We start from the raw sequence: 22,065 nt of genomic DNA, 5'->3' as shown, positions 1-22,065 counted from the left end.
GTTACACCGAAGAACAATATGCTTGCCGATTTATTTTCTAATGTGTACGCTATATTCCAATCCGGCAACATTCGACTCAACCCGGCCCGCCGACGCGCAACCGAACACATTGCGGCGCGGGCGCACCATCTGGAGAACCCATGAGCAAACCCCGTATCGCCATCATCGGCGCCGGCCTTGGCGGCGTGGCAGCCGCTGCCCTGTTGCAACGCGCCGGTCACGACGTGCGCATGTATGAGCAGGCGCCTGCGTTCTCGCGTCTCGGCGCGGGCATTCACCTCGGCCCGAACGTGATGAAGATCATGCGCCGCATGGGGTGCGAAGATGCGCTCAATGTCATGGGTTCACATCCCGACTACTGGTACAGCCGCGACTGGAAAACGGCGGAAGCAATCTCGCAGATTCCGCTCGGCGATTACGCGTTGAAGACGTATGGCGCGAGCTACCTCACCGTGCATCGCGGCGACTTCCACGCGCTGATGACGCAAGCCGTCACGCCGGGCACGATCGAATTCGGCAAGTGCCTGCAGTCGGTCGAAGATACGGGCAATGACGTGCGCCTCACGTTCACGGACGGCAGCGTGGAAGTGGCCGATCTTGTGATCGGCGCGGACGGCGTGAATTCGAAAATCCGCGAGCATCTGCTGGGTGCGGAACCGCCGCGTTACACGGGTTATGTCGCGCATCGCGCGGTATTTCCGGCATCGTTGCTCGGCAACCGTCCGTACGATATGTGCGTGAAGTGGTGGTCGGAAGACCGTCACATGATGGTGTATTACGTGACCGAGAAGCGCGACGAGTATTACTACGTCACGGGCGTGCCGCAGGCGGAATGGCCCACGGGCGTGTCGATGATGGACAGCAGCCGCGAAGAAATGCGCGAAGCGTTCGAAGGTTTCCATCCCGATGTGCAGAACCTGATCGATGTGTCGCCGTCCATTACGAAGTGGCCGCTGCTCGAACGCGATCCGCTGCCGCTGTGGAGCCGTGGCCGTCTGGTGCTGCTCGGCGATGCCTGTCACCCGATGAAGCCGCACATGGCGCAAGGCGCGGCCATGGCGATCGAAGACGCCGCGATGCTGGCGCGCTGCCTCGACGAAACGGGCGCAACTGATTACGCAGGTGCGTTCGCGCTGTACGAAGCCAATCGCGCGGCGCGGGCCTCGAAGGTGCAACTGGTGTCGCACAACAACACGTGGCTGCGCACGAACGAAGACCCGGCGTGGGTGTTCGCGTACGACGTGTTCAACGTGCCGCTCGTCGCGCCGCAAGCGGCTGGCGCGAAAGAAGCCGCTACGGCATAACGCAAGCCAGAAAGCAGGCGGAATTTCGGCGGGTTATAAGGTGCTGTGCGGTGTGCCGTGCGCGAGTCTTCGCGCGATGCATGCCGCACGCGCCCTTTCATCACGAGTCAGTCCATGTTGCATTCCGCTTCCCACGCGCAGCCGCTCACGCTCACTGTGAACGGCGAGACGCACACCATCGAAGGCGCGACGCCGGATACGCCGCTGCTTTACATCCTGCGCAACGACTGCGAGTTGAACGGCCCGAAGTATGGTTGCGGTCTCGGGCAATGCGGTGCGTGCACGGTACTGGTCGATGGCCAGCCCACGCGTTCGTGCGTGGTGCCCGTTGCAGCGGCACGTGCGCGTGAGGTGACGACACTGGAAGGACTCGGCACGCCCGACTCGCTGCATCCCGTGCAGCGCGCGTTCATCGACGAACAGGCGGCGCAGTGCGGCTATTGTCTGAACGGCATGATCATGAGCACGACGGCGCTGCTGGCGCGCAATCCATCGCCCGATGACGATGCGATCCGCGACGCGCTGCGCTTCAATCTGTGCCGCTGCGGCACGCATCTCGAGATCGTGCGCGCCGTGAAGCGCGCGGCATTGTATCTGCGGCAGCAAGATGGCGAATGAGGCTGCGATGAGCGAGAGCGATCCGCAAGCATTGCGGCTGGATGAAGAAGAAAGCGCGTCGGACGCTCTGCGCCTGCACGAAGACGACGATGCGGCTGCGCGCCGCCATATGCAATACGCGTGGCCGCTGGACGTGGTGGATGCACAGGCGCAACTTGCTGTCGAAGCGAATGTCGCGGCTGACGGCACGATGGCAAAGTGGCGCTATCGTGCACGCATCGACGGCCATGTGTCCGGCGACGCGCAATGGCAAGGCTCGCAGGCATCGCTGCCGCCGTTGCTGTATCGGCATGCGCAGGCCAGCGTCGCAATCGACGATCCTTCTCAGGCCATTCCCGCACAGGCGCATGCCTTTGCGCGCGAGTCGTTCATCGACGAAGTGGCGCATGAGGCGCGGCGCGATCCCGTCGCGTTGCGGCTCGATCATCTCGACGCTGCGCGCGACGCCGGTGCACGTGAAATTATCCGCATGGTGAGCGAGCGTGCGGCGTGGGGCGCCGTGCCGCCAGCCGCGCAGGAACCCGCGTCGCCGTGGTTGCGCGGCCGTGGCTTCGCATTCGATGGTCAGGCGCGTATCGAAAGCGCACCCGCCGATACGCTGCCCGACTATTCGGCCGGACACGCACAGACGCACTCCGCCGAGCCGCAAGCGGCAAGCTGGTCCGCATGGGTCGTCGATCTCGACGTCAATCGCACGACGGGCGACATCGCCGTGCGCCGTGTGGTCGCAGGCCAGGGCGCGGGAACACCCGATGCCGCTGCGCTGCAAGGGCTGCCCGCATGGCAGATCGAAGCAGCGATTGCACGCGCGACAGGCGTGCGCCGCATCGCGCGCGCGTCGCACGATGAAACGGAATTCACGGCGGGCGCAGCTACGCCCGTGTCGCATGATCTGATCGACGCGACAAGCGACCATGCGTCGAACGTCGCGACGCGCTCCGAATCCGACGACAGACGCATCGAACAAGCTGCGGCGCCAGTTGCCGCTGCCATCGCCAATGCCTTGCATGACGCGACGGGCGTGCGTTTTCGTGCGCCGCCGTTCGACCCCGAACTGATTCGCCGTGCACTCGCCGACGCCAGCCCTGCGGCCATGCTTGAAGCGCCCGCCGCCGCGCGGCGTCCTTCGCGCTGGCGTCGCTGGCTCGCGGGCGGTGGCATCGGCGGTGTGGCGGGCGGGTTGATCGGGCTGGCGTGCTCGATCCTGCCCGGCCCGGCGCCGATTGCGCCGCTGCCTGCGGGCGCTGGCGCCGATGCGTCGATGTGGAGCGCGGCGATGCTCGAACGCGGTCGACAGATCGCGATAGCAGGCGATTGCGCGGTGTGTCATACGGCGCCGGGCGGTAAAGTGAATGCGGGCGGCCTCGCACTCGACACGCCGTTCGGCACGGTATGGTCGACCAACATCACGCCCGATCGCGAGACAGGTATCGGCGCATGGTCTTACGAAGCGTTCGCGCGTGCGATGCGCAAGGGCATTTCTCGCGACGGACATCATCTGTACCCGGCATTTCCGTACACGGCGTTCGCGCGCATGAGCGAGTCCGACATGATGGCGCTGTACGCGTATCTGATGTCGGAGCCGGCGGTCAAACAGGCTGCGCCCGAAACGAAGCTGCCGTTCCCGCTCAACCAGCGGCGGCTCGTGGCGGGCTGGAACTGGATGTTCCATGACGAGCGGGAATATCAGCCGGATCCGCAGCAGTCGGCGCAATGGAATCGTGGCAAGTATCTGGTGGACGGCGCGGGGCATTGCGGCGCGTGCCATACGCCGCGCAACGCACTGGGTGCGGAGAAGGGCGGCTTCGCGTATCTGGGCGGCGGCAGCGCGGAAGGTTGGGATGCGCCTGCTCTCGTCGCCTCGCACGCTGCGCCTGTGCCGTGGACGGAGGACGCGCTGTTCTCCTATCTGCGCACGGGATTCTCCACCGAGCACGGCGTAGCGGCCGGGCCGATGGCGCCTGTCGTCGCGGGTCTCGCGAGCTTGCCCGAAGCGGACGTGCGCGCGATTGCACATTACATCGCCTCGCTATCGCCACCCGTCGATGCAGCCGTCGCCGCGCATGCAGCCGCGCAGCGCACGGCAGGCGCGAACGCCGATGCGCTGACGGTAGCGGGCTTCCAGAATGGGCGCCGCATGTTCGAGGCGGCCTGTGCCGTCTGTCATGCGGAATCGGGCGGTGTCGGCCACTTCGGCGTGCGGCCGCTGATGGGCCTGAACACCAGCGTGAGCCAGGCGAGTCCCGAGAACCTGTTGCACGTCATGATGCACGGCATCGATCAACCCGCTACCGAGGGCCTCGGCTACATGCCGGGCTTCAAGGACAGTTTCGACGATCAGCAACTCGCCGAACTGGCCGGCTACATTCGCGCGCGCTACGCGCCGGGACAGCCTGCGTGGCGCGATCTGGCGTCGACGGCTGCCCGCATGCGCGCAGCAGCGCATTGACGCGAGACGATCGGCGCGGATCGGCTTCAGATCGCGGCTTTGCCGATAGAGGCGCCGCCATCGACGTAAAGCGTCTGGCCGGTGATGAACCCCGCAGGCTCGGACAGGAAGAACTCGATGCTCGCAGCGAGTTCGTCTGGCTTGCCGAGACGCTTCATCGGTACGAGCGACAGGAAGCGCTTTTCGGCCTCGCTGCCAACGGGCGTGTTCTCGCGGAACATTTCCGTTTCGGTCGGTCCGGGCGCAACCGAGTTGACGGTGATGCCCGGGTCGGCGAGTTCGAGCGCCCAGGTGCGCGTGAAGCTGATCATCGCGCTTTTCGCCGCGGCATAGGTGCTGCGCTGAGCCACGCCGAGCACGACCAGACTCGACAGGTTCACGACACGTCCCCAGCCCTGTTCCTTCATGTTGGGCAGCAAGGCCTGAACCGTTTGCACGGCGGGCGCAAGGTTCGTGCTGAAGGTGCGATCGAGATCGTCGAGTTCGATGTCGCCGAGCCGCGCGAGCTTGACGAAGCCCATATTGTTTACGACGCCGTCGAAGGAGTAACGCGAAGTCAGTTCGCGCAAGCCTTTGTCGGTTGCGGCGCGGTCGGCGAGATCGATGCTGACCAGCGTGCCGGGAAAGGTCGGATCATCCGTGCGGCGTGCAATGCCGATAACCTGATGGCCTGCGCGGGCGAGCCGCTCGGACAGCGCGCGGCCAATGCCTTTGCTTGCGCCGGTGATGAGGAAAGTACGTTGAGTCATGATGCTTCTTCAAAAGACAGAGTGGAATTGCACGGTCAGGTAGCCGTTTCGTAGCGGTGCATCGGACCGTGCAGCGTAAAAATCAACGGCTAGTCTGGTGGTGCTCCGCTTCATGCAGAGGAGGCAGACCCAGCGTTGCCAGCGAAACTTCAACGGCTGCGCGCAACAGTTTGGGATCGGGACTCATGCGCGCCAGCACGCGCATGCCTAGCAGCACGGTGAGAAGATGCGCAGATGCATCGCTGGCGCCGACCCCTTTCGGCATCTCACCGTGCTTTCGCGCAGCCACGATGCTCGCGCGAAAAAAGCCGCGTATCTCAGCCAGTTCACTGGCGATGGCTTCCTGCAAGCCATCGGCATGCTGGTCTTTTTCGAGCACGGCATTGACCAGCATGCAGCCGCGTTGGCCGATATCCGAACTGCTGCGCTGAATCACTTCCGCGAAATACGCGGTGATTGCCAACGCAGGTGTGAAATCACGTTTCAGCCTTGCAAGCCGGCTCCTCAATGTGTGATCGAGATAGTGTTCGAGCGCGCGGCGAAACAACGCGCGCTTGTCGCCGAATGCGTTGTAGAGGCTGGGCTGCGTCATGCCCGTGTACTTCACCAGATCGCGTGTGGAGGTGCCTTCATAGCCGTGCTCCCAGAACGCGTCGCGTGCCGCTTCGAGCACGCGCTCTTCATCGAACTCTCTTGGCCTTGCCATCGTGATGCTCCCGCGTATGCGAATGACCTGCATGTGTGATTTTTGCGGATTATATATCGAGTGATACAAAACGTGCTTGCGCGGAATCCGCTGCGTCACATTCGCTGCACGAAGCTGGAAATCGGTCTATGCTTGTCATGTGTGTCAATATTGACTGACATGTCAATCTTCCACGGAATGGCGCGTTTAACGCGTCAGGGCAAACGTATCGAACAGAGGCAACACTGCAATGACCCCACGAAAACCCGACGAAAACGCAATTCCTTACCAGCTTCCGCAGCCGCAGGACATGACGGCGGATATCGTCCATCCCGGCGTGCTCGACCAGTATCTGGAGGACGACAAGCTGTGGGTGCCCGCGACATCGACCGTTTCTTTCAAGCCGCTTTTACTGAGTGCCAGTCAGGGCTATTACGTCAACCTGCTGCGCGTGCGCCAGTCGGGCGTGCTGTCGCGACATCGGCATACGGGGCCGGTACACGCGCTCGTGCTCAAGGGCAGGTGGTACTACCTCGAGCATGACTGGATTGCGGAGCAGGGCAGCTATGCGCACGAACCGGCGGGCGAGACCCACACGCTTTACGTGCCCGAAGATGTCACGGAAATGATCACCTGGTTTCATGTGACGGGAGGCTATACGTATGTCGATCCGCAAGGCGTCGCAGTCGGCTACGAAGACGTGTTCACCAAGATCGAGGCCGCGCGCAAGCACTACGACGCGATCGGTCTTGGTGCGGACTATGTGAAGCGCTTTATCCGCTAAAGCATGAGCGCGCAGAAAGGAGTGAGTGAAATGAAACGATTGACTGTCGATGTAGCGGGCACACAGATCAGCTATCTTGCTGCGGGCGAAAGCGGTCCCGTGGTGCTCATGTTGCATGGCACGTATTGGAGCCGCGTGTGGCAGCCCGTGATGGACCCACTCGCGCAAGCCGGTTTTCGCGCAATAGCCGTTGATTTTCCGGGGCTGGGCCGCTCGGCGGGTGAACTGACGGTCGAACAGGCGTCCATTCCCGCACTTGCCGACTGGCTTGTCGCGTTCCTTCGTGCGTTGAATATCGACGAGCCGGTCTTGCTGGCGGGACACGATATCGGCGGCGGCGTCGCGCAACATGTGCTCGTCGATGGGAAAGTGCGCGTCGAGAAACTCGTGCTCATGAACGCCGTGGTGTTCGATTCGTGGCCCGTGCCAGGTGTGGCCCGCTTTCGCGATCCCGTCGTCGCTGCCTCGACCACGCATGAAGACGTGCTGGCTGCGCGCCGCAAGTCGGTGGTGACGGCACTTGGCCGACCGGCAACCGAGAGCGAAATCGTCGACTATCTCGACCCGTGGCAAGACCCGCGCGTCGCACGTTCGTGGCTCGCGCTGGCTGGTGCTGCGTATAACCGCTATACGATGGAACTGGTGCCGCAGCTGCGGGCATCGCAGACGCCGAAATTGCTGATATGGGGCGAAGACGACACCTTCCAGGTGGTGCAGAACGCCGAGCATTTCGTGTCGCAGATTCCGCAGTCGAAGCTCGTGCGGATCGCGAAGGCCGGACACATCCCGACGGAAAACGATGCAGCCGCCGTCGCGCAGGCGATGATCGGGTTCTTCAGATAAGGATGTAAGCGACCGCGCAGGCCTTCATGCGGCCTGCGCCTGCTTATCTTGCCGGCACGAACCATTTCCCATAGATCTGCTCGTAGGTGCCATCCTCGTACATGGCGAGCAATGCCTCATTGATCGATTTGCGCAGCGGGCTGCCATTCGCCACCGCAATGCCGTACTTCTCGGGACGGAATGTCGGGCCGACGACAGCCAGCACGCCATTGCCGCGACGCGCAGCCCAGTACTCGAGCGTCGGTGCATCGTAGACGATCGCCTGAACATCGCCATGCGTGAGCATGCGGAAGCCTTCGTCGGCGGTCGTGATAGGGATGAACGGCAGGCCGCGCTGGGTCAGATAATCGGCCGCCGTCGTGCCGGGCACCGTGCCGATGGTCTTGCCAGGCAGATCATCGGGCCCGCGAATGTCGGACTGCAAACGCGCAACGGTTTGCGATGACGTCACGGTGGCAGTGAGTTGCGCAATCAGGATGACGCCGATCAGCCACATCGCAGGCACGAGCATGCGTTTCCAAACGCTGCCCGCATCCCGTTCGCCATGTTCACCGGTTGCAATGATGAGCATGGTCACCCACAGCCCTTCGCCGATCGCACGGAAGTACGGCTTCTGGAATTGCGGGTCTTTTGCGCGTTCGGTCAGCCAGACAAGGTTGGCGAGCACGAACACGATTGCGATCGCAATGCCCGTTAACTGGGCGATGGCCAGCCACGGAATCGAGCGCAGCGCCGACATCAGTGCGCTGTCGTTCTGTGCGCGCACGATGATTCGCAAGCCGGAGTCGAAATAAGGCAGGGAGAAGTCGACCTGCTTCTCCCGCTCAGGTGTCATCGTGACTGCCGCGATCGCTAAGTCGGCGTCGCCGTGCTGCACGGCGGACAGAAGGTCTGCCCGCGCCGGAATGTTGGACCACGTGAATTGCGCATTGATACGCCGCGCGACTTCTTTCCAGATATCGATGCTGAAGCCCTGCGGGTCCGGCGTATTGGGCAATACGAACGGTGCGACGGGTGCAATCGCCACGCGCAATACAGTGCCTGGCGCAGCGTTCGCCGACGCGGCAAACGCAGGCGCACCCGCGAACGCCGACACGATCAGCCAGATGAGCGCGGCTAATAACCGAAAAGGAGCGTCCATCGCGTCTCCACGCGCATTGGGCATCGTTGTTGTCGTGCGTGGTTGCGCTCAGACGCGGAAATCGGCGGCCATATCCTCATCGCTGCGTGCTTCGAGCTTGCCTGTCCGGCACGCCTTCATGAAGGTGTCGTAGTCTTGCTGATTCTGCTTCGAGTAAGCGAACGCATACTGAACGAGTGCTTCGGCGAAGCGATGCCCGCTGCCGAGATAGGCGGCGATTTCAACCGCCTTGCCGCTCGCCTTCGCGTGCGCGCGGGCCAGCGCCCAGCCGCAGATGCGCGCGTAGCCTTGCAGGATCGTGCCGCTCATACGCTCGACTTCGGCCGATACTTTCATGTCGCGCAACTGGCGGAAATAGAACTCGCGTCCGGCCGGGCCTGTTGTCCAGCCGAGGAAAGAATCGCTTGCGGCCTGAAGCAGTCGCTGTCCCGCCACAACGCGTTCGCCCTGATGCGCAGGATCGTCGCCCTTGAAGAAGCGCGCGATGACGGATTGACGTGCCTCCTTGACCTGCAGAAAAAGTGGCTTGCCGTGGCTGTCCATCATCAGCATGACGAGGCAGGACGTACCGACACTGCCGACGCCGACCACCTTGAATGCGATATCGTGCAACTCGAACTGTTCGATCAGCTTGCGCCGCTCGGACGACAGCGTTTTCAGATAGGCGTCGAATGCGATGGACAGTTTGCCTTTCCACTCTTCGGTGTCGGCCCACTTCTTTGCTTCCTCGCCAAGCAGCGAATTGGGGCCACCGGGATGGAACAGGGCCGGCGGCGAGTCCTGGATGGTCCAGCGGCCATCACGTAGCACGGCCATTTTGCCCAATACGCTTTCATGGGTGCGGCCGGCTGCTTTTTCCATTGCACGGCTGATCAGCTGACGTCCTTCGGACGTGGCGGCAGCCTGCATCATCCTTTCGAACGTGACGATGTCATGCCAGAGCTCGAGCGTGCTGCATTCCGCGTAGCGATGCATGCGGCTCCGATACTCGTAGATGGCCGTCGACACCACGTCTTCGATCGCGCCACGGTGAATACCCATATGCTCGCCGGCAACCGCAAAACTCGCGGCGAGGCGTTTGACATCCCACTCCCACGGGCCTTGCGCGACTTCATCGAAATCGTTGAGATCGAAAACCAGCTGCCGTTCAGGCGTCGCAAAGCCGCCGAAATTCATCAGATGCGCGTCGCCGCAGATTGGAAAGGTAACGCCCATGTTGGCGGTGCCCATCAGGTCATGAGCCTGAAGAATGGCACTGCCGCGATAGAACGTGAACGGCGATACCGACATTCGGCCGTATCGCAATGGAACCAGCGCGGCGACACGTCCCTCGCTGTTTTCCTTGAGCAGATGAACCGGATCGCGATCGGTATTGCCGATCGCGGCATGCGACGAGCGTTTCGCGTGCTGGCGCGCATCGCGCCCCGCCGCTTGCCGCACTGACAAGGTTTGTGTCTCCATGGCTGCGCCCCTCTTATGGTTCACTACATTGACGCGCGAGCTGCGGGAACAGAACTTTCGGAAAGCATGCTGCCTTTCCGTTCAACAGCTCAAAAACCAGTCTAGCACTGAACCTAAGTATCGCCATGCTTCATTTCGAAGGCTCGAATGCAGCCCTCACGTTTCGGGTAATCACAACTTGCGGCAGTCGAAGCGCTGTCGCCAGATGCAATTTTCGCAACGCAGAAAGAGATCGTTTCGCGGATCGAGACAATGAAGATCATGAAGGACAACTCACGTGAAAAGTTGCTATAACACGTGGAGTCCTGAACTGCGTTGTCTCGCGCGAAGACGACCCATGTTTGCGACGCGCTTTCATAACTCATATAAAACACTCACAGGCGAGCGACGATACACAACGTTCAAAAACCGGAGAGAAGGCCATGAGTCAGGCAGACGATGCAGCGAAGGGCGAGGGACGCAGAGCATTTCTGAAGAACGTGGCAGTCGCCGGCATGGCGACAGGATTGTCAGGATCGGTTGGCGAGGCACTCGCTCAGACGGGCGACCCTGGATCGACAGGTGCAGCATCGAAACCGGCGACGCGCTCAACGCTGTCGTTGAACCAGCAATACGCCGACTACCTCAGCTTCGCCGACAGTCAGGACTTCGAAGACGCGCGGCGCGGACTGATCGCCACACTTCCAGAGCCCGTGATCATCAAGGGGCAGGGTGACATTCCTGCATGGAACCTGCAGCAGTTCGCGTTCGTAAGCGGCGGACCGGAGAACAATTCCCCGCCCACGGTGAATCCGAGTCTTTGGCGCAATGCCAAACTCAATATGAATCACGGGTTGTTCACTGTGGTGGATGGCATCTGGCAGGTGCGCGGCTACGACCTGTCGGTGATGAGCATCATTCGAGGCGACAAGGGCTATCTCGTCGTCGATCCATTCATCACGACAGAGGTGGCGTCGACCGTCTGGAAGGAACTCGTCATTCCGCATCTGGGCGACAAGCCGATTACGCATGTGATTTATACCCACAGCCACGTCGACCACTATGGTGGCGTGCGCGGACTCGTCAGCGATCAGGATCTGCAATCGGGCAAGGTGAAAATCGTCGCGCCCGTTGGATTCACGGAGGCCGCGGTAGGTGAAAACGTGATTGCGGGCAATGCGATGGGACGCAGGGCAAGTTATATGTATGGCTCGCTGTTGCCGCGCAGCCCGTCCGGCATCGTCGATGGCGGGCTGGGAAAGACGACTTCCGTCGGTACGATCACGCTGGCATTCCCGTCGATGTTTGCCGAAAAGACAGGACAGAAGATGACGCTCGACGGCGTCGATCTGGTGATCCTGATGGCGCCGGAATCGGAGGCGCCTTCTGAGTTCATGTTCTATCTTCCGAAGTTGAAGGCATTCTGCGCAGCGGAAGACGCCACTCACACGCTGCACAATCTGTACACGCTGCGCGGCGCAAAGGTTCGCGACGGCCTGCTATGGTCCAAGTATCTGCAGTCTTCAATCGAAATGTTCGGTGGCGATGCACAGGTTCTGTTCGCGTCGCACTATTGGCCGACGTGGGGAAATGAACGGATCGTTTCTTTCCTGAGCGCGCAGCGGGACATGTATCGCTATCTGCACGATCAGACGTTACGGATGGCGAACATGGGCATGACACCGCTGGAAATCGGCGAAGCGATCCGTTTGCCGGACAGCCTCGCGAAGCACTGGTATTGCCGCAGTTACTACGGCACGGTCTATCACGATGCTGTTGCGCAATACAACTTGCGGCTGGGCTTTTTCGATGGGGTGCCTGCGAACCTGCATCGTTTGCCGCCGACTGAGAATGGCAAACGCTACGTCGAGTTTATGGGCGGCGCGGCGACGGTATTGCGAAAGGCGCACGCGTCGTACGACAAGGGCGATTACCGGTGGGTCGCGGAAGTCGTCAATCATGTGGTATTCGCCGATCCGCAAAACGTCGCGGCAAAGCAGTTGCTGGCGGACGCCTACGAACAGTTGGGCTATCAGGCGGAGTCGGCGCCGTGGCGTAACTTCTATCTGACGGGCGCGATGGAATTGCGTAATGGCATCAAGAAACTTCCGGCGCCGCAGCCGCAAAGTCCTGACACGATCCGCGCGATGCCGCTCGACATGTTCCTCGATTTTCTCGGCATCCGGCTCAATGGCGAGCGTGCTGCCGGAAAGACCGCCGTCTTCAACCTGTCATTGACGGACACCAAGGATATCTACGTACTGGCGGTAGAGAACAGCGCATTGCACTACTCGAAAGGCAAAACTTCGAACACAGCCGATGCGTCCGTCACGATGACGCGTGAAGATCTCAACAACATCATGCTTGGTTCGACCAACATGCAAAAGCTCATCATGTCGGGCACGGCGAAGGTGGATGGCAATAGCCAGAAGCTCGGCGACTTTCTGGGGTGGCTGGACAACTTCGATTTCTGGTTCCCCATCGTCCCGCCGTGAGGGCCGCCATGTGCGCAATCTGCAACTTCAAGATTGAATTTGGTGTTGGCCACCCATCGACACTCACGGTGGCAGTCGCAACCCGCAAGGCCATTGAAGCCGGTCTTGTCGAGCCGATCGACTTCGCGCAGGGCGCGCTATCCGCGGCGCGCAACCGGATGTCGGCCGTGGAGGCATTGAACCTGCTGCAGGCGCGTATCGAAAGCACGTATAGCGAGGACGTATTGCTCGCGTTGCCGGACTTCTATGTGTTTCTCATCGAGAACGACACATGGGCCTTCTTTCATGCCACCACGGCAGGTTTCGATCCCGACATCGTGCCAGAGATGCCCGACGTGACAACGGATGACCCTGAGCGACGCAGCAATATCGTCGTGACATCGGAAGCAGGGCTGCGTGCGTGGCTCAAAGGACAGGTGGGAACACACGCCGCATTGCAGGACACGCTGGTTCATGTCGATGCGCCTTCTGGTGTTGCGAAAGAGGCGCTGACGCAGATGCTGGTCCACGCCGAACCGGTCACCGTCGAGGCAGGTTGAAGCGGACAGGCCGTCAGGCGGCCGTGGTCGATTCAATCCGTACGTCGGCACATGCGGAATGGAACGATTCGACCACGCGTCGAAATGGCGACGCGTCATGCACGCCACGCGCGAGCATGAAATAACACAGGTACGGAAAGATCTGCTCGCTGAGTATCTCGCTGCATTCCACGGGCAGCATCGCCGTGATGTTGTCGATGGCCATGATGTCGATGCCCGTGTTCGTGCGCGAGGTGGGTGCATCGAAAGTGGTTGGGCGTGAATACAGCGGGAGCGGATTGCGTGGATGCGTCGCTTCGCAGCTAACATCGCCGATTAGCCGGATCTTCGTATGCGCGCCGATCATCGCATCGCTTAGAAAGAGCGGTGTGTCGGCAGACAGCTTGATGCAGTTGAACACCAGTTCATAGTCGTGCAACAGTTCACGAAGGTCGCAGCGGTCTTGCGTGATGTTCGGTGAGCAGTCGTATTCCATGCCTACTTCGTCGCGCAGGCGCGTGACGCCGCTGCCGGACTTGCCGCGATGTCCGATCACGCGCGTGCGTGGCGCCTGGAATCCGCCGCCTGCCAGTGAACGCGCATAGGCAAAGAGGGCTTTTACACTCGCGAATTGATCGGGTATGGAATGCGGGGCGGCGTCGTCTTGCTGCTTCTGTTTCCAGATGTCGAGACACGCCGTTGCAGCCGCTAGGCCGGCGAGATAACCCGCACCGCCTGTGACGAGTTGAGCGCCAAAGCGGTCTTTGAGTTGTTCGAGATCGTATAGAAAGCCGCCGCCACGTTTGAATCTTTCGAGTAGTTCGAGCGATCCCTGCTGGCGTTCATACGCATGAGCAAAGTACATGTGCCGATGCCGAAGCGGAAACATCGCATTGGGCAACTCCTTGAGGCCAAGAATCAGCACGTCGTCGCGACAGAAGCGCCAGCTGCCGTTGGCGACGAGTGTGCATCCTTCATCGCGGTAGGCCGAATCGGGAAAGATGCGCTGCTCCGAAGATTCCACATACACGCGAAATCCATTCTTGACTAGAATGCCGGCGTGGACGGGAATAAGCGGCGTTCTGCGTTCGTGAGGTCGGGACTCGGCGCGCAGCCATAGCGTCGGGTTCATGCCGCATGCTCCATTTCACGGTGTTCGCTAACTGGACGAAGCGTTGGCATCGTCTCGCATTGCGATCCCACGTCGACGCCGAGCACAGCACGAAAGAACGATCGCTCGATTGCACGGAAGCATGCGTAATCGCGTTCGAGTTCTTCCTGGCTGCTGGCGAGCAGCATCGCGTAGCCAGGATGTCCGAACGTGTCTCCCGTTGCTTCGAGCCGTGTGCCTTGCTCGAAAGTCAGCTTGATGCTCATGAGACCCGGCACGGTCATAAAGGGCGAAAGGTCGGGTTGCTCGATCACCGTGCCTGCCGCTGGCGAGAACATATAGATAAAGCGCGCGAAGCGCGCGGGCGCACTGTCTTGTAGTACGTTTCTGCGTGGAAAGGTTTGCGGCGCAACCAGACTGTCCGCGAGTACCGATACCTGGCTGTATCCGTTGCATTCCTCGACTACCGAATAATCGATACCACCCGCGAGCCGTGCGCCCGTTTCGATCAGGCGCGGGCCGTTTTGCGTCAGCATGACTTCATGATGGGCCGGGCCGTTGCGGATCTGCAGCGCGTCGAGCACATCGTGGACGTACGCCGTCAGAACGGAGAATTCGGGCGCGTCGCGGCGCACGGAGTCCGAGTACTCGTCGATCAGTTGCGTGCCTTCGTAGTGGTTGACTTCATGCCAGATGTCCGTAACGACGTGTTTTCCCTCAACGGACACGGTATTGACGACGAAGTGCCGGCCTTCCAGATATTCCTGAATGACGTACTCGTCCTTGATCTCGCCGACTACATTGACGCGCCCGATATTGCGTTCGAATACGGCTGAAATCTGCGCTTCGTTCTCGCAGATGCCCACGCCGTCGCAGAACGCGCCGAGCGCAGGTTTCATCACGACACGTGTAAAGCCGGATGTGTTGTACCAGGCGAGAATGTCGTCGAGGTTGCTCGAATGAGATTGCGCCGCGCACGGAACGCCGTTGATTCGCAGAGCATCGACCATATGGTATTTGTGTCGGTGCAATTGCGCGCTTCCAGCGGGATTGCGAGGCACGTCGAAGAACTGCGCGAGCTTGTTGGCGGGTATCACGCCGCTGTCGCCGGCCGCAACGATAGCCTTGACGCGATAGCGCTTCAACTCGGCTGCGAGTTCGCGTATTGCCGCGTCGTCGTGCGACTTCAGGCGATATTCGTGGCTGCACCAGGCCTGAAAGCTGGTGTCGGTGCCCTTGGGTTCGCCCATCGTCACATGGACACACTGATACCCTCGGCCATGCAGGGTCGGCCCAATATAAAAGCCCTTGCGGTCCGCACCCACGATCACAATGACCTGTCTCTGAAGTTTCATGGCGGATTCCTTTTACGAAGATAATGCGACTGCGGTGAATTGCGCTTTCCTGACGACCACCACCACCTGACCGGGCTGTGTGGCCGAGCCTGAAGGCAAGGTGCTGAGCAACTGGTTCAGACGCCAGCGCAAGTAATGATCACGCGATAGTTTCGCGATCCGTGGCGCCATATCCGTGAGCCACTGCTGCACATCCCAGCGCACGACGTCGAGTTCATAGTCGATCTCTGCGGACACCGCATCGAAGTCGATCAGTTCCAGAATTTCTCCTGCAGAAAGACCGGGGCGATGAAAATAGCCAAGGCTCTGCAATAACGCATTCGACCATTCGCACAGCGCGTGGGTAGTGCGTTGCGAGGCGATGGTTTGATCCAGCCAGGGTTCGCAGATCACGATGCCGTGGCGTGCGACGCGTGCGCCTTCCCTGATCGCATCGCGGGGATTGGTCACGTGATGCAGCGAATTGGCGATCAGCACCCAGTCGATGGTGTTGTCGTCGAAAGGGAGTCTGCGCATATCACAGGCTCTCGTGTCGATACCCGCGTCTTTCAACAACGCTAGCGATGGCTCATAGGTATCGACGCCACATACGGCAATGTCGTGCGCGCTTTTGAGCGCGATCAGCTTGTGGCCTTCACCGCAGCCCATTTCGAGCAGCGTGCGAGGCACGGGGCGCAGATGCAGAAGGCGATCGACCAGTCGTTGATCGAGCGAGCGCAAGGCGATATCACACATGACAGACGGCCTCCCGCATCGAATCGAGCATGCACGCGCCGCGCTGCGTAAAGTGCGCGGACGAGCGCAGGATGGCATCGCCTTGCATGAACTTGTCGAAGTACACGTTTTCTCTGACGGCGAATGACAGCGGCAATCCCGCCAGACTCAGTTGGGCGATGTCGCGCGGCGACGGACAGGGAGCATCCGTGTTGCGAATAGACTCCGGCGCGTGCCGATAAGCATGCAGCAGGCGGAAGAACACGAAATGCGCGTGCAATACGCCTTTGACGGGCCTCAACGTCTGTCGTGCCGGCGACAAGGCGAGCGTTGCACCATTCGTCACGAGCGGATCGAAGGTCATCAGCATGTTGAGGTAAATGTGCGCGGACTCGTGAATCACGCGGTCGAAGTAGAAGAAGCGTTGATGCGCCTCGCGCAGGTTCTGTTGCGGTGGCCGCACGACCACCATGCCGAATGCCGAGAGACTCGACGCGGCTTCGGCGTGAAAGGAATCCGGCATCAACTGGACGACTGAGACGAGACTGGCGAGTTCGTCGGCGAGATGCGGCTCGGTGGTGGCAAGCGCGGTTTCGAGTTCGGCAATATGCCGGCGCGCGGACGTCGCGACGCAACGCGCGATTGCAATTTGCGAATCGACATCGTCTGCGCCGGCATCGAAGTTCTGGAAGTTCGCATCGGATTTCGTTGCGACATATTGCGCACGCAAGAAGGCTTGCGCAATGTCGTCGATCTGCTCGCGCACTTCGAAGCTGTCTGCATAGGGCGAATGCAGACACGCTCGCAACGAGGCGCAGCGCGCGGCGACCGCTTGCGCGTCGGAGCGCGCCATGCCTTGAAGCAGGGCGAAGTAGTTGAAGTAGAGTCGCGGTGAATAGCGCCGGTTCTGGTCCAGTCCGCTGATTTCGTCATCGATACCCGCGGTGGAATCCGGCAGCACGTATGCGATCTGTTGCATGACCTTGTGCAGAGAGCTTTTCATGTTCTCCTGCAGTTCGGTACGCATGCATGTACTGAGTCCCGCCGCTGGAAGCACGAGTTCTCGCCATGCGTCGGGAGCACTGAGAAATTCGGAAGTGATCTTCATGGAGGCTGGGGGACGTCGGATACGTCGCTATCGAATGGAAGAAATGCGGGGAGGCAGACCTATCGGTGTTGCGCCCCCCCGCGAACGATCAGATCAGATCCTGAACCGTCGGGACGAGATCCATGCCGTCGGCTACGATGCCCTCGGGTAACGTGAACGAAGCGTGTTGCGGGACGATCAGATCGTTGATGCTTTGCTCGGCATTGAGTTGAACGGTGGTATTCATGTGTATCTCCGTGGAAAAGGTGAAATGGAGCAATCTGTTTTCTCGAATGAAAATCAGTGTCCGGAGATCAATGTATGCCGGGTCTGTTAGCAGAAAGTTATGAAGCGCGGCGGAGAATTTAATCTGGGCGATATGAAACTGATCTTCTGATTGCGACGCCACGCGAAGCAAGCGGTCGAGATGCCGCGAATCGGGATTAATTCTCAACTCATTCGGCCCGGTTATCGTCGGGTCCATCAACCTGTTCGAGGACTGAGCAATGGATGTGAACCTGAGTCAGAAGAGTTCGCCCTGGGCGGGACGAATCGTCAGCGCGGCAGTCGTGTTTGCATTGCTTGCCGACGCCGCCAGCATTTTGATGTTTCCGTCGAGCATGCAAGCCAAATTCGCCGCGACGGGCTTTCCGGACAGCCTCGCGCCCGCTCTTGGCGCGATTTTGCTGGTGTGCACGCTTCTGTACGCGTTGCCGCGAACGGCCGTGATTGGCGCAATTGCGGTGACGGGATTTCTCGGCGGGGCGATCTGTACGCACTTCCGGCTGGGTGAGATCGGCTCGCCGCCGCAGATTGTCTGTCTGGTATTGGGCGTGTTGCTGTGGGGTGGGTTGTACCTGCGCAATGCTCACCTGAGGCGTGTCTTGCCGCTCACGGCGTGAGTCGCGCGTCGCACGTCAGCGGGCTTTTTCCAGGCGTCGTTGTTCGAGTCTGTTGCGCACTTGTCCCGCGATAAATGCGCCAATGATCAGCCCAAGATACAACCCGACAAGACTGTGACGCCAGGCATCGAGGGCAGGCTGGTGCGCGATGAGTTTCGGATCGGCAGCGTGTAGCAGCGGACGCTTTGTTTCGACGAATTGCATCATCCGGATAAAGCCGCCTGCGGAGAGAAGCGGCAACAGCGCGGCAAATGCGAGCAAAGCGGGTTTCATGCGCTGCGCCAGTGGGTAGTGGCGAAACCGGAACCATAGTCCGAGACATCCATGTATCCAGCCAGGGGCGAGCAGCGCAAGTTGCAGCCCCTGCGTTCCACTCGTCAGCAGCATGATGACCACTCGCTCGTAGTTCGGCTCGAACCCATAGAGCGTGGAGGCCAGCCGCGTGGTCACGGCATGGCGCATGAGCAAGAGCGGCAGGCTGAGTCCTGCCCAGAGGCGAACCCATTCGGCGGGCGGCAGCGTCCAGTGACGGCGCCGGTAGATCGTGTGCAACGCGAGCGAAAAATGCAGTGTCGCTGCGCCGTAGAGCGCGACTGTGCCGGGTGCACTGCGCCAGACGCGCAGCGCCACCAGCAGGCCGCGCCCGGCGAGATCCATCGACCAGATGCCGAGCGCGTGATTGACGAGATGCAGAAAAAGATAAGTCAGCATCACCACGCCCGATCCGAACTGGCACTGGCGCAAAACGGATTGCCACGATGCCTCGATTCGCGGATAGGGCGGACTGGTCGTCGCGCTCTTCACTTGAACCCCCGGCGTAATTGGGTGCGTGGACTGATTGCCGCCGTGCGATGCCGCGCAGCGTCGTTCTGATTCACCGCGTGCTGGCAAAGCGCTTCGGCGAATCGCTGTAATGCGGACATCGAACCGCATACGCTCTGATATTCCTGCTGCCCGATTCTGCCATCGAGAATCACGGTCAATCCCGATGCGCGTGCCATGTCGACGATATTCATTTCCATTTCCCCATTTCGTGTGCTCTGCCTGCAGAACCTCGCGGGTGCGCTGGTTATTCCCTGACGGCTTTCAGATGTATACCCGGCGGTTAATCGGCTTTGAAAGGAAAACGCAAATAATTGATTGCCAGCAGCGGGAATTCAGATCGTGGAATAAAAGTGACGGTGCCTCGGTCTAGCGCTTGTAGCCAAGCGCGGTAGACCACCTGACCATCCGGTGGCCTGCCTTCTGAATCCCAGTCGAGAGGTAATCATGTCGTCAGATAATCCTTCCAGTCTGTCCCGCCGCAATGCATTGAAATGTCTCGCCTTCGGTGGCGCAGGTACGCTGTTTGTCCTGTCCGGCGGCGTTCTCACGCCGATGGAATTGGCTTCGGCGGCCAGCATGTCCGGCAAGTCCTCGGGCGTGCCGCTATTCCTGCAGATCAGCGATACACATATCGGGTTCAACAAAGAGGCCAATCCGGATGTTGCGGGCACACTCAAACAGACGATCGACTTCGTCAACGCGATGCCCGTCAAGCCGGCCCTGACGATACACACGGGCGACATCACGCATCTTTCGAAGGCGGAAGAATTCGACCTCGCAGCCCAGCTGATGTCTGGACTGAACATCACCGAATTGCACACGGTGCCCGGCGAGCACGATGTGACAGACGGGCCGGGCACGGAATACTTCAAACGGTTCGGCGCCGCCTCGGACAACAAGGGGTATTACAGCTTCGACCACAACGGTGTGCATTTCATCGGACTGGTCAATGTGATGCATTTCAAGCCCAACGGCCTGGGCGGTCTCGGCGACGAACAGCTCGAGTGGCTCGAAAACGATCTGAAAGGACGCTCCGCCAGCACGCCGATCGTTGTGTTTGCACATATGCCCATGTGGACGATTTACGAACCGTGGGGATGGGGTACGGGCGACGCGGGCAAGGCAATGGATTATCTGAAGCGCTTCGGCTCGGTCACGGTGCTCAATGGGCATATCCACCAGATCGTGTCCAAGGTGGAAGGCAATATCACGTTCCACACCGCGCGCTCGACGGCCTATCCGCAACCGACGGCGGGCAATGGCCCTGGACCGATGCCGCTCAAGGTGCCGAGTGATCAGCTTGCAAAAATGCTTGGCGTGACCAGCATCAAGATCTCGCAGCACCCGCTCAAGGCAACCCTTTCCGATACGACGCTCGTCTGATTGCACACATCGATCACTTACAAGAGACCCACATCATGCTATTCACCATTTTCAAACGCGCGTTGGCTGTCTTTATCGGGGCGGGGATCGCCATGGCGGCGCTGACGTCCGTGTCGACGGTTGCGCAGGCGCAGGAGACCAATGCTGTCGTCATCAAGAACTTTATGTTTTCGCCGATGGATCTCACGGTCAAGGCAGGTTCGACCGTGACCTGGAAGAATCTGGACGGTGAACCGCATACCGTGGTCAACGATGCCGGGATTTTTCATTCCGCCGCACTCGACCAGAACGACACGTATCAGTACAAGTTCGATAAACCGGGCATCTACAAGATCTTTTGCGGCATACATCCGAACATGAAAGCGACTATCACCGTGCAGTAGCGAGCGCCGCGCGAACGATCGGCAGACGCTGCTTAGCTGCCGATCGCTTCTTTGCGCGACCAACGCTACGCGGTCGCATTGCGTGAAGCGTCACGCACCCGGCAGGCGCGCGAGAAAACGCCGCATGATCGCGGCAATTTCGTTGGGTTTCTCATCGAGTGCGAAGTGACCCGCATCGAGCACGTGTACTTCTGCATTGGGGAGATCGCGCTGATAGGCCGCTACCTCTGCAACCTGAAACGATGGATCGTATTTGCCCCACACGATCAATGTTCTGGGTTGATGCTTCTGCAACCATGCCTGCCACGCGGGATAACTCGCGACATTCGTCTGGTAGGAATAGAACAGGTCCGATTGAATATCGGCTTCGCCGGGTCGGCTCAGGAAGGCGAATTCGTCAGTCCACAGATCGGGGTTGATCGTCTCCGGATGCGGATTCGATCCGACATGCCGCTGACGCGTCGATGCGAGCGACAGAAAGTTCTCGCGTAGCGCGGCTTCGTGTGCGGCGCGATCTTTCCAGAAAGCACGACGCGTTGCCCAGAGCGGTCCAAGACCATCTTCATGCGAGACGGCATTCTGAATGATCAGAGCGTCGATGCGCTCCGGATGCTGGACGGCAAGCCGCATGCCGATAGGGCCACCGTAGTCCTGCACATACAGCACGTAATGCTTCATCCCGAGTGTTTCGATAAAGCGTTCGGTCACTTCCGTCAGATGATCGAAGGTGTACGAGAAGTCTTTTGCATCGGGTGCATCGCTGTGGCCAAAGCCCGGATAGTCCAGCGCCACCAGATGATATTTGTCCGCCAGACGCGACAGCAGCGGATCGTACATGCGCGACGAAGACGGAAAGCCGTGCAGCAGCAGAATAGTGGGCGCATCGGGATTGCCGGCTTCGCGATAGAAGATCGATAGCCCATCCACCTTTACCGTTCGATACTGAACCGGCATGTCCTGTGTAGTCGTTCCAGTGTCCGCTAGCGCGGGAGACGGTGAGGTCATCATCATGCCGATACCGACAAGCAACGAAGCAAGCGCGCGCAGTTTGAACACGGGAGACTCCTTGATACGACGTCCGGATCACGGACAGTCTACGAGAGCGAATGGACGCAGGCAGCGCAAGCGTCGCGCGTCCGTCTGAAGGCAAGTATAGTGTAACCTCATTAAACTTGTTTGTGCGGTTACAAATTTCGTCGAATGCACATGCTTCACCCTCACGCGGTCAGATGCCGCTCAATCCGGGCACGGATCGATACGTTGGATCGGTAAGTTGCGT

General features: G+C 60.2%; 22 protein-coding genes. 10 read left to right on the top strand and 12 right to left on the bottom strand.

Features of this window, described 5'->3' with window-relative positions:
- Window positions 1-140 precede the first annotated feature (140 nt).
- The 3 genes from DK391_RS06045 (at window position 141) to DK391_RS06035 (ending at window position 4,371) form a co-directional block, all read left to right on the top strand.
- Complete coding sequence (locus tag DK391_RS06045) at window positions 141-1,304, top strand: FAD-dependent monooxygenase (RefSeq protein WP_109477080.1); 1,164 nt, start codon at window positions 141-143, stop codon at window positions 1,302-1,304.
- 114 nt (window positions 1,305-1,418) lie between these two features.
- Complete coding sequence (locus tag DK391_RS06040; RefSeq protein ID WP_109477079.1) at window positions 1,419-1,922, top strand: (2Fe-2S)-binding protein; 504 nt, start codon at window positions 1,419-1,421, stop codon at window positions 1,920-1,922.
- Window positions 1,923-1,929: 7 nt separating this feature from the next.
- The gene (locus DK391_RS06035) at window positions 1,930-4,371 is read left to right on the top strand and encodes a c-type cytochrome (RefSeq protein WP_109477078.1); all 2,442 of its coding nucleotides are present in this window, start codon (window positions 1,930-1,932) and stop codon (window positions 4,369-4,371) included.
- 26 nt (window positions 4,372-4,397) lie between these two features.
- On the opposite strand, the gene DK391_RS06030 is transcribed toward DK391_RS06035, so the two are convergent.
- Together DK391_RS06030 and DK391_RS06025 are read right to left on the bottom strand one after the other, a co-directional pair.
- Window positions 4,398-5,120, bottom strand: a complete 723-nt coding sequence (locus DK391_RS06030) for an SDR family oxidoreductase (RefSeq protein WP_109477077.1) — start codon at window positions 5,118-5,120, stop codon at window positions 4,398-4,400.
- 82 nt (window positions 5,121-5,202) lie between these two features.
- Window positions 5,203-5,826, bottom strand: coding sequence for a TetR/AcrR family transcriptional regulator (locus DK391_RS06025; RefSeq protein ID WP_109477076.1), 624 nt, complete (start codon window positions 5,824-5,826; stop codon window positions 5,203-5,205).
- A gap of 229 nt (window positions 5,827-6,055) precedes the next feature.
- Between DK391_RS06025 and DK391_RS06020 the strand changes: the two genes are divergently transcribed.
- Together DK391_RS06020 and DK391_RS06015 are read left to right on the top strand one after the other, a co-directional pair.
- Window positions 6,056-6,589 (top strand): 2,4'-dihydroxyacetophenone dioxygenase family protein, encoded by a 534-nt coding sequence (locus DK391_RS06020; protein ID WP_109477075.1) that lies wholly within the window; start codon window positions 6,056-6,058, stop codon window positions 6,587-6,589.
- A 30-nt stretch (window positions 6,590-6,619) separates the two neighbouring features.
- Window positions 6,620-7,432, top strand: coding sequence for an alpha/beta hydrolase (locus DK391_RS06015; protein WP_109477074.1), 813 nt, complete (start codon window positions 6,620-6,622; stop codon window positions 7,430-7,432).
- Between the two features lie 43 nt (window positions 7,433-7,475).
- Here the strand turns inward: DK391_RS06015 and DK391_RS06010 are convergent, their stop codons facing one another.
- Window positions 7,476-8,573 (bottom strand): transporter substrate-binding domain-containing protein, encoded by a 1,098-nt coding sequence (locus DK391_RS06010; protein WP_162600698.1) that lies wholly within the window; start codon window positions 8,571-8,573, stop codon window positions 7,476-7,478.
- Window positions 8,574-8,621: 48 nt separating this feature from the next.
- Window positions 8,622-10,034 carry a DUF2252 domain-containing protein gene (locus DK391_RS06005; RefSeq protein ID WP_109477072.1) on the bottom strand — a complete coding sequence of 471 codons (1,413 nt, stop codon included), beginning with the start codon at window positions 10,032-10,034 and terminating at the stop codon, window positions 8,622-8,624.
- 422 nt (window positions 10,035-10,456) lie between these two features.
- Between DK391_RS06005 and DK391_RS06000 the strand changes: the two genes are divergently transcribed.
- On the top strand, window positions 10,457-12,508 hold the full coding sequence (locus tag DK391_RS06000; RefSeq protein WP_109477071.1) for an alkyl sulfatase dimerization domain-containing protein: 2,052 nt from the start codon (window positions 10,457-10,459) through the stop codon (window positions 12,506-12,508).
- A gap of 68 nt (window positions 12,509-12,576) precedes the next feature.
- Complete coding sequence (locus DK391_RS05995; RefSeq protein ID WP_239482717.1) at window positions 12,577-13,047, top strand: hypothetical protein; 471 nt, start codon at window positions 12,577-12,579, stop codon at window positions 13,045-13,047.
- 13 nt (window positions 13,048-13,060) lie between these two features.
- Here DK391_RS05995 and DK391_RS05990 read toward each other — a convergent pair whose 3' ends face one another.
- The 5 genes from DK391_RS05990 to DK391_RS44145 all read right to left on the bottom strand — a co-directional run bounded on the left by DK391_RS05990 (window position 13,061) and on the right by DK391_RS44145 (window position 17,540).
- Window positions 13,061-14,158 carry a hypothetical protein gene (locus DK391_RS05990; RefSeq protein WP_109477069.1) on the bottom strand — a complete coding sequence of 366 codons (1,098 nt, stop codon included), beginning with the start codon at window positions 14,156-14,158 and terminating at the stop codon, window positions 13,061-13,063.
- Window positions 14,155-15,492, bottom strand: a complete 1,338-nt coding sequence (locus tag DK391_RS05985) for an ATP-grasp domain-containing protein (protein WP_109477068.1) — start codon at window positions 15,490-15,492, stop codon at window positions 14,155-14,157. The genes DK391_RS05990 and DK391_RS05985 overlap by 4 nt, the downstream gene beginning before the upstream one ends.
- Before the next feature lie 12 nt (window positions 15,493-15,504).
- Window positions 15,505-16,227 carry a class I SAM-dependent methyltransferase gene (locus tag DK391_RS05980; RefSeq protein ID WP_162600697.1) on the bottom strand — a complete coding sequence of 241 codons (723 nt, stop codon included), beginning with the start codon at window positions 16,225-16,227 and terminating at the stop codon, window positions 15,505-15,507.
- Window positions 16,220-17,209: an HEXXH motif-containing putative peptide modification protein gene (locus DK391_RS05975; RefSeq protein WP_162600696.1), complete on the bottom strand. Its 990-nt coding sequence runs from the start codon at window positions 17,207-17,209 to the stop codon at window positions 16,220-16,222. The genes DK391_RS05980 and DK391_RS05975 overlap by 8 nt, the downstream gene beginning before the upstream one ends.
- 193 nt (window positions 17,210-17,402) lie before the next feature.
- Entirely contained in the window at window positions 17,403-17,540 is a 138-nt protein-coding gene (locus DK391_RS44145) for a hypothetical protein (protein ID WP_162600695.1), read from the bottom strand.
- 259 nt (window positions 17,541-17,799) lie between these two features.
- Here DK391_RS44145 and DK391_RS05965 point away from each other — a divergent pair, with 259 nt between their 5' ends.
- A complete protein-coding gene (locus DK391_RS05965; protein WP_109477064.1) occupies window positions 17,800-18,195 on the top strand; it encodes a DoxX family protein in 396 nt (131 codons plus the stop codon).
- A gap of 15 nt (window positions 18,196-18,210) precedes the next feature.
- On the opposite strand, the gene DK391_RS05960 is transcribed toward DK391_RS05965, so the two are convergent.
- Complete coding sequence (locus DK391_RS05960; RefSeq protein WP_109477176.1) at window positions 18,211-18,906, bottom strand: hypothetical protein; 696 nt, start codon at window positions 18,904-18,906, stop codon at window positions 18,211-18,213.
- Between the two features lie 89 nt (window positions 18,907-18,995).
- A complete protein-coding gene (locus tag DK391_RS05955; RefSeq protein WP_109477175.1) occupies window positions 18,996-19,211 on the bottom strand; it encodes a hypothetical protein in 216 nt (71 codons plus the stop codon).
- A 253-nt stretch (window positions 19,212-19,464) separates the two neighbouring features.
- Between DK391_RS05955 and DK391_RS05950 the strand changes: the two genes are divergently transcribed.
- Both DK391_RS05950 and DK391_RS05945 read left to right on the top strand, forming a co-directional pair.
- Window positions 19,465-20,403: a metallophosphoesterase gene (locus DK391_RS05950; protein WP_109477063.1), complete on the top strand. Its 939-nt coding sequence runs from the start codon at window positions 19,465-19,467 to the stop codon at window positions 20,401-20,403.
- A 92-nt stretch (window positions 20,404-20,495) separates the two neighbouring features.
- Window positions 20,496-20,786, top strand: a complete 291-nt coding sequence (locus DK391_RS05945) for a cupredoxin domain-containing protein (protein WP_239482724.1) — start codon at window positions 20,496-20,498, stop codon at window positions 20,784-20,786.
- A gap of 90 nt (window positions 20,787-20,876) precedes the next feature.
- Here the strand turns inward: DK391_RS05945 and DK391_RS05940 are convergent, their stop codons facing one another.
- The gene (locus DK391_RS05940) at window positions 20,877-21,740 is read right to left on the bottom strand and encodes an alpha/beta hydrolase (RefSeq protein WP_239482723.1); all 864 of its coding nucleotides are present in this window, start codon (window positions 21,738-21,740) and stop codon (window positions 20,877-20,879) included.
- Window positions 21,741-22,065 lie beyond the last annotated feature (325 nt).

This window comes from Paraburkholderia sp. C35, from assembly GCF_003121405.1.
Lineage (GTDB): Bacteria > Pseudomonadota > Gammaproteobacteria > Burkholderiales > Burkholderiaceae > Paraburkholderia.
The sequence above is the reverse complement of the archived record's forward strand: the minus strand, read 5'-3'. Positions and strand labels throughout refer to the sequence as shown.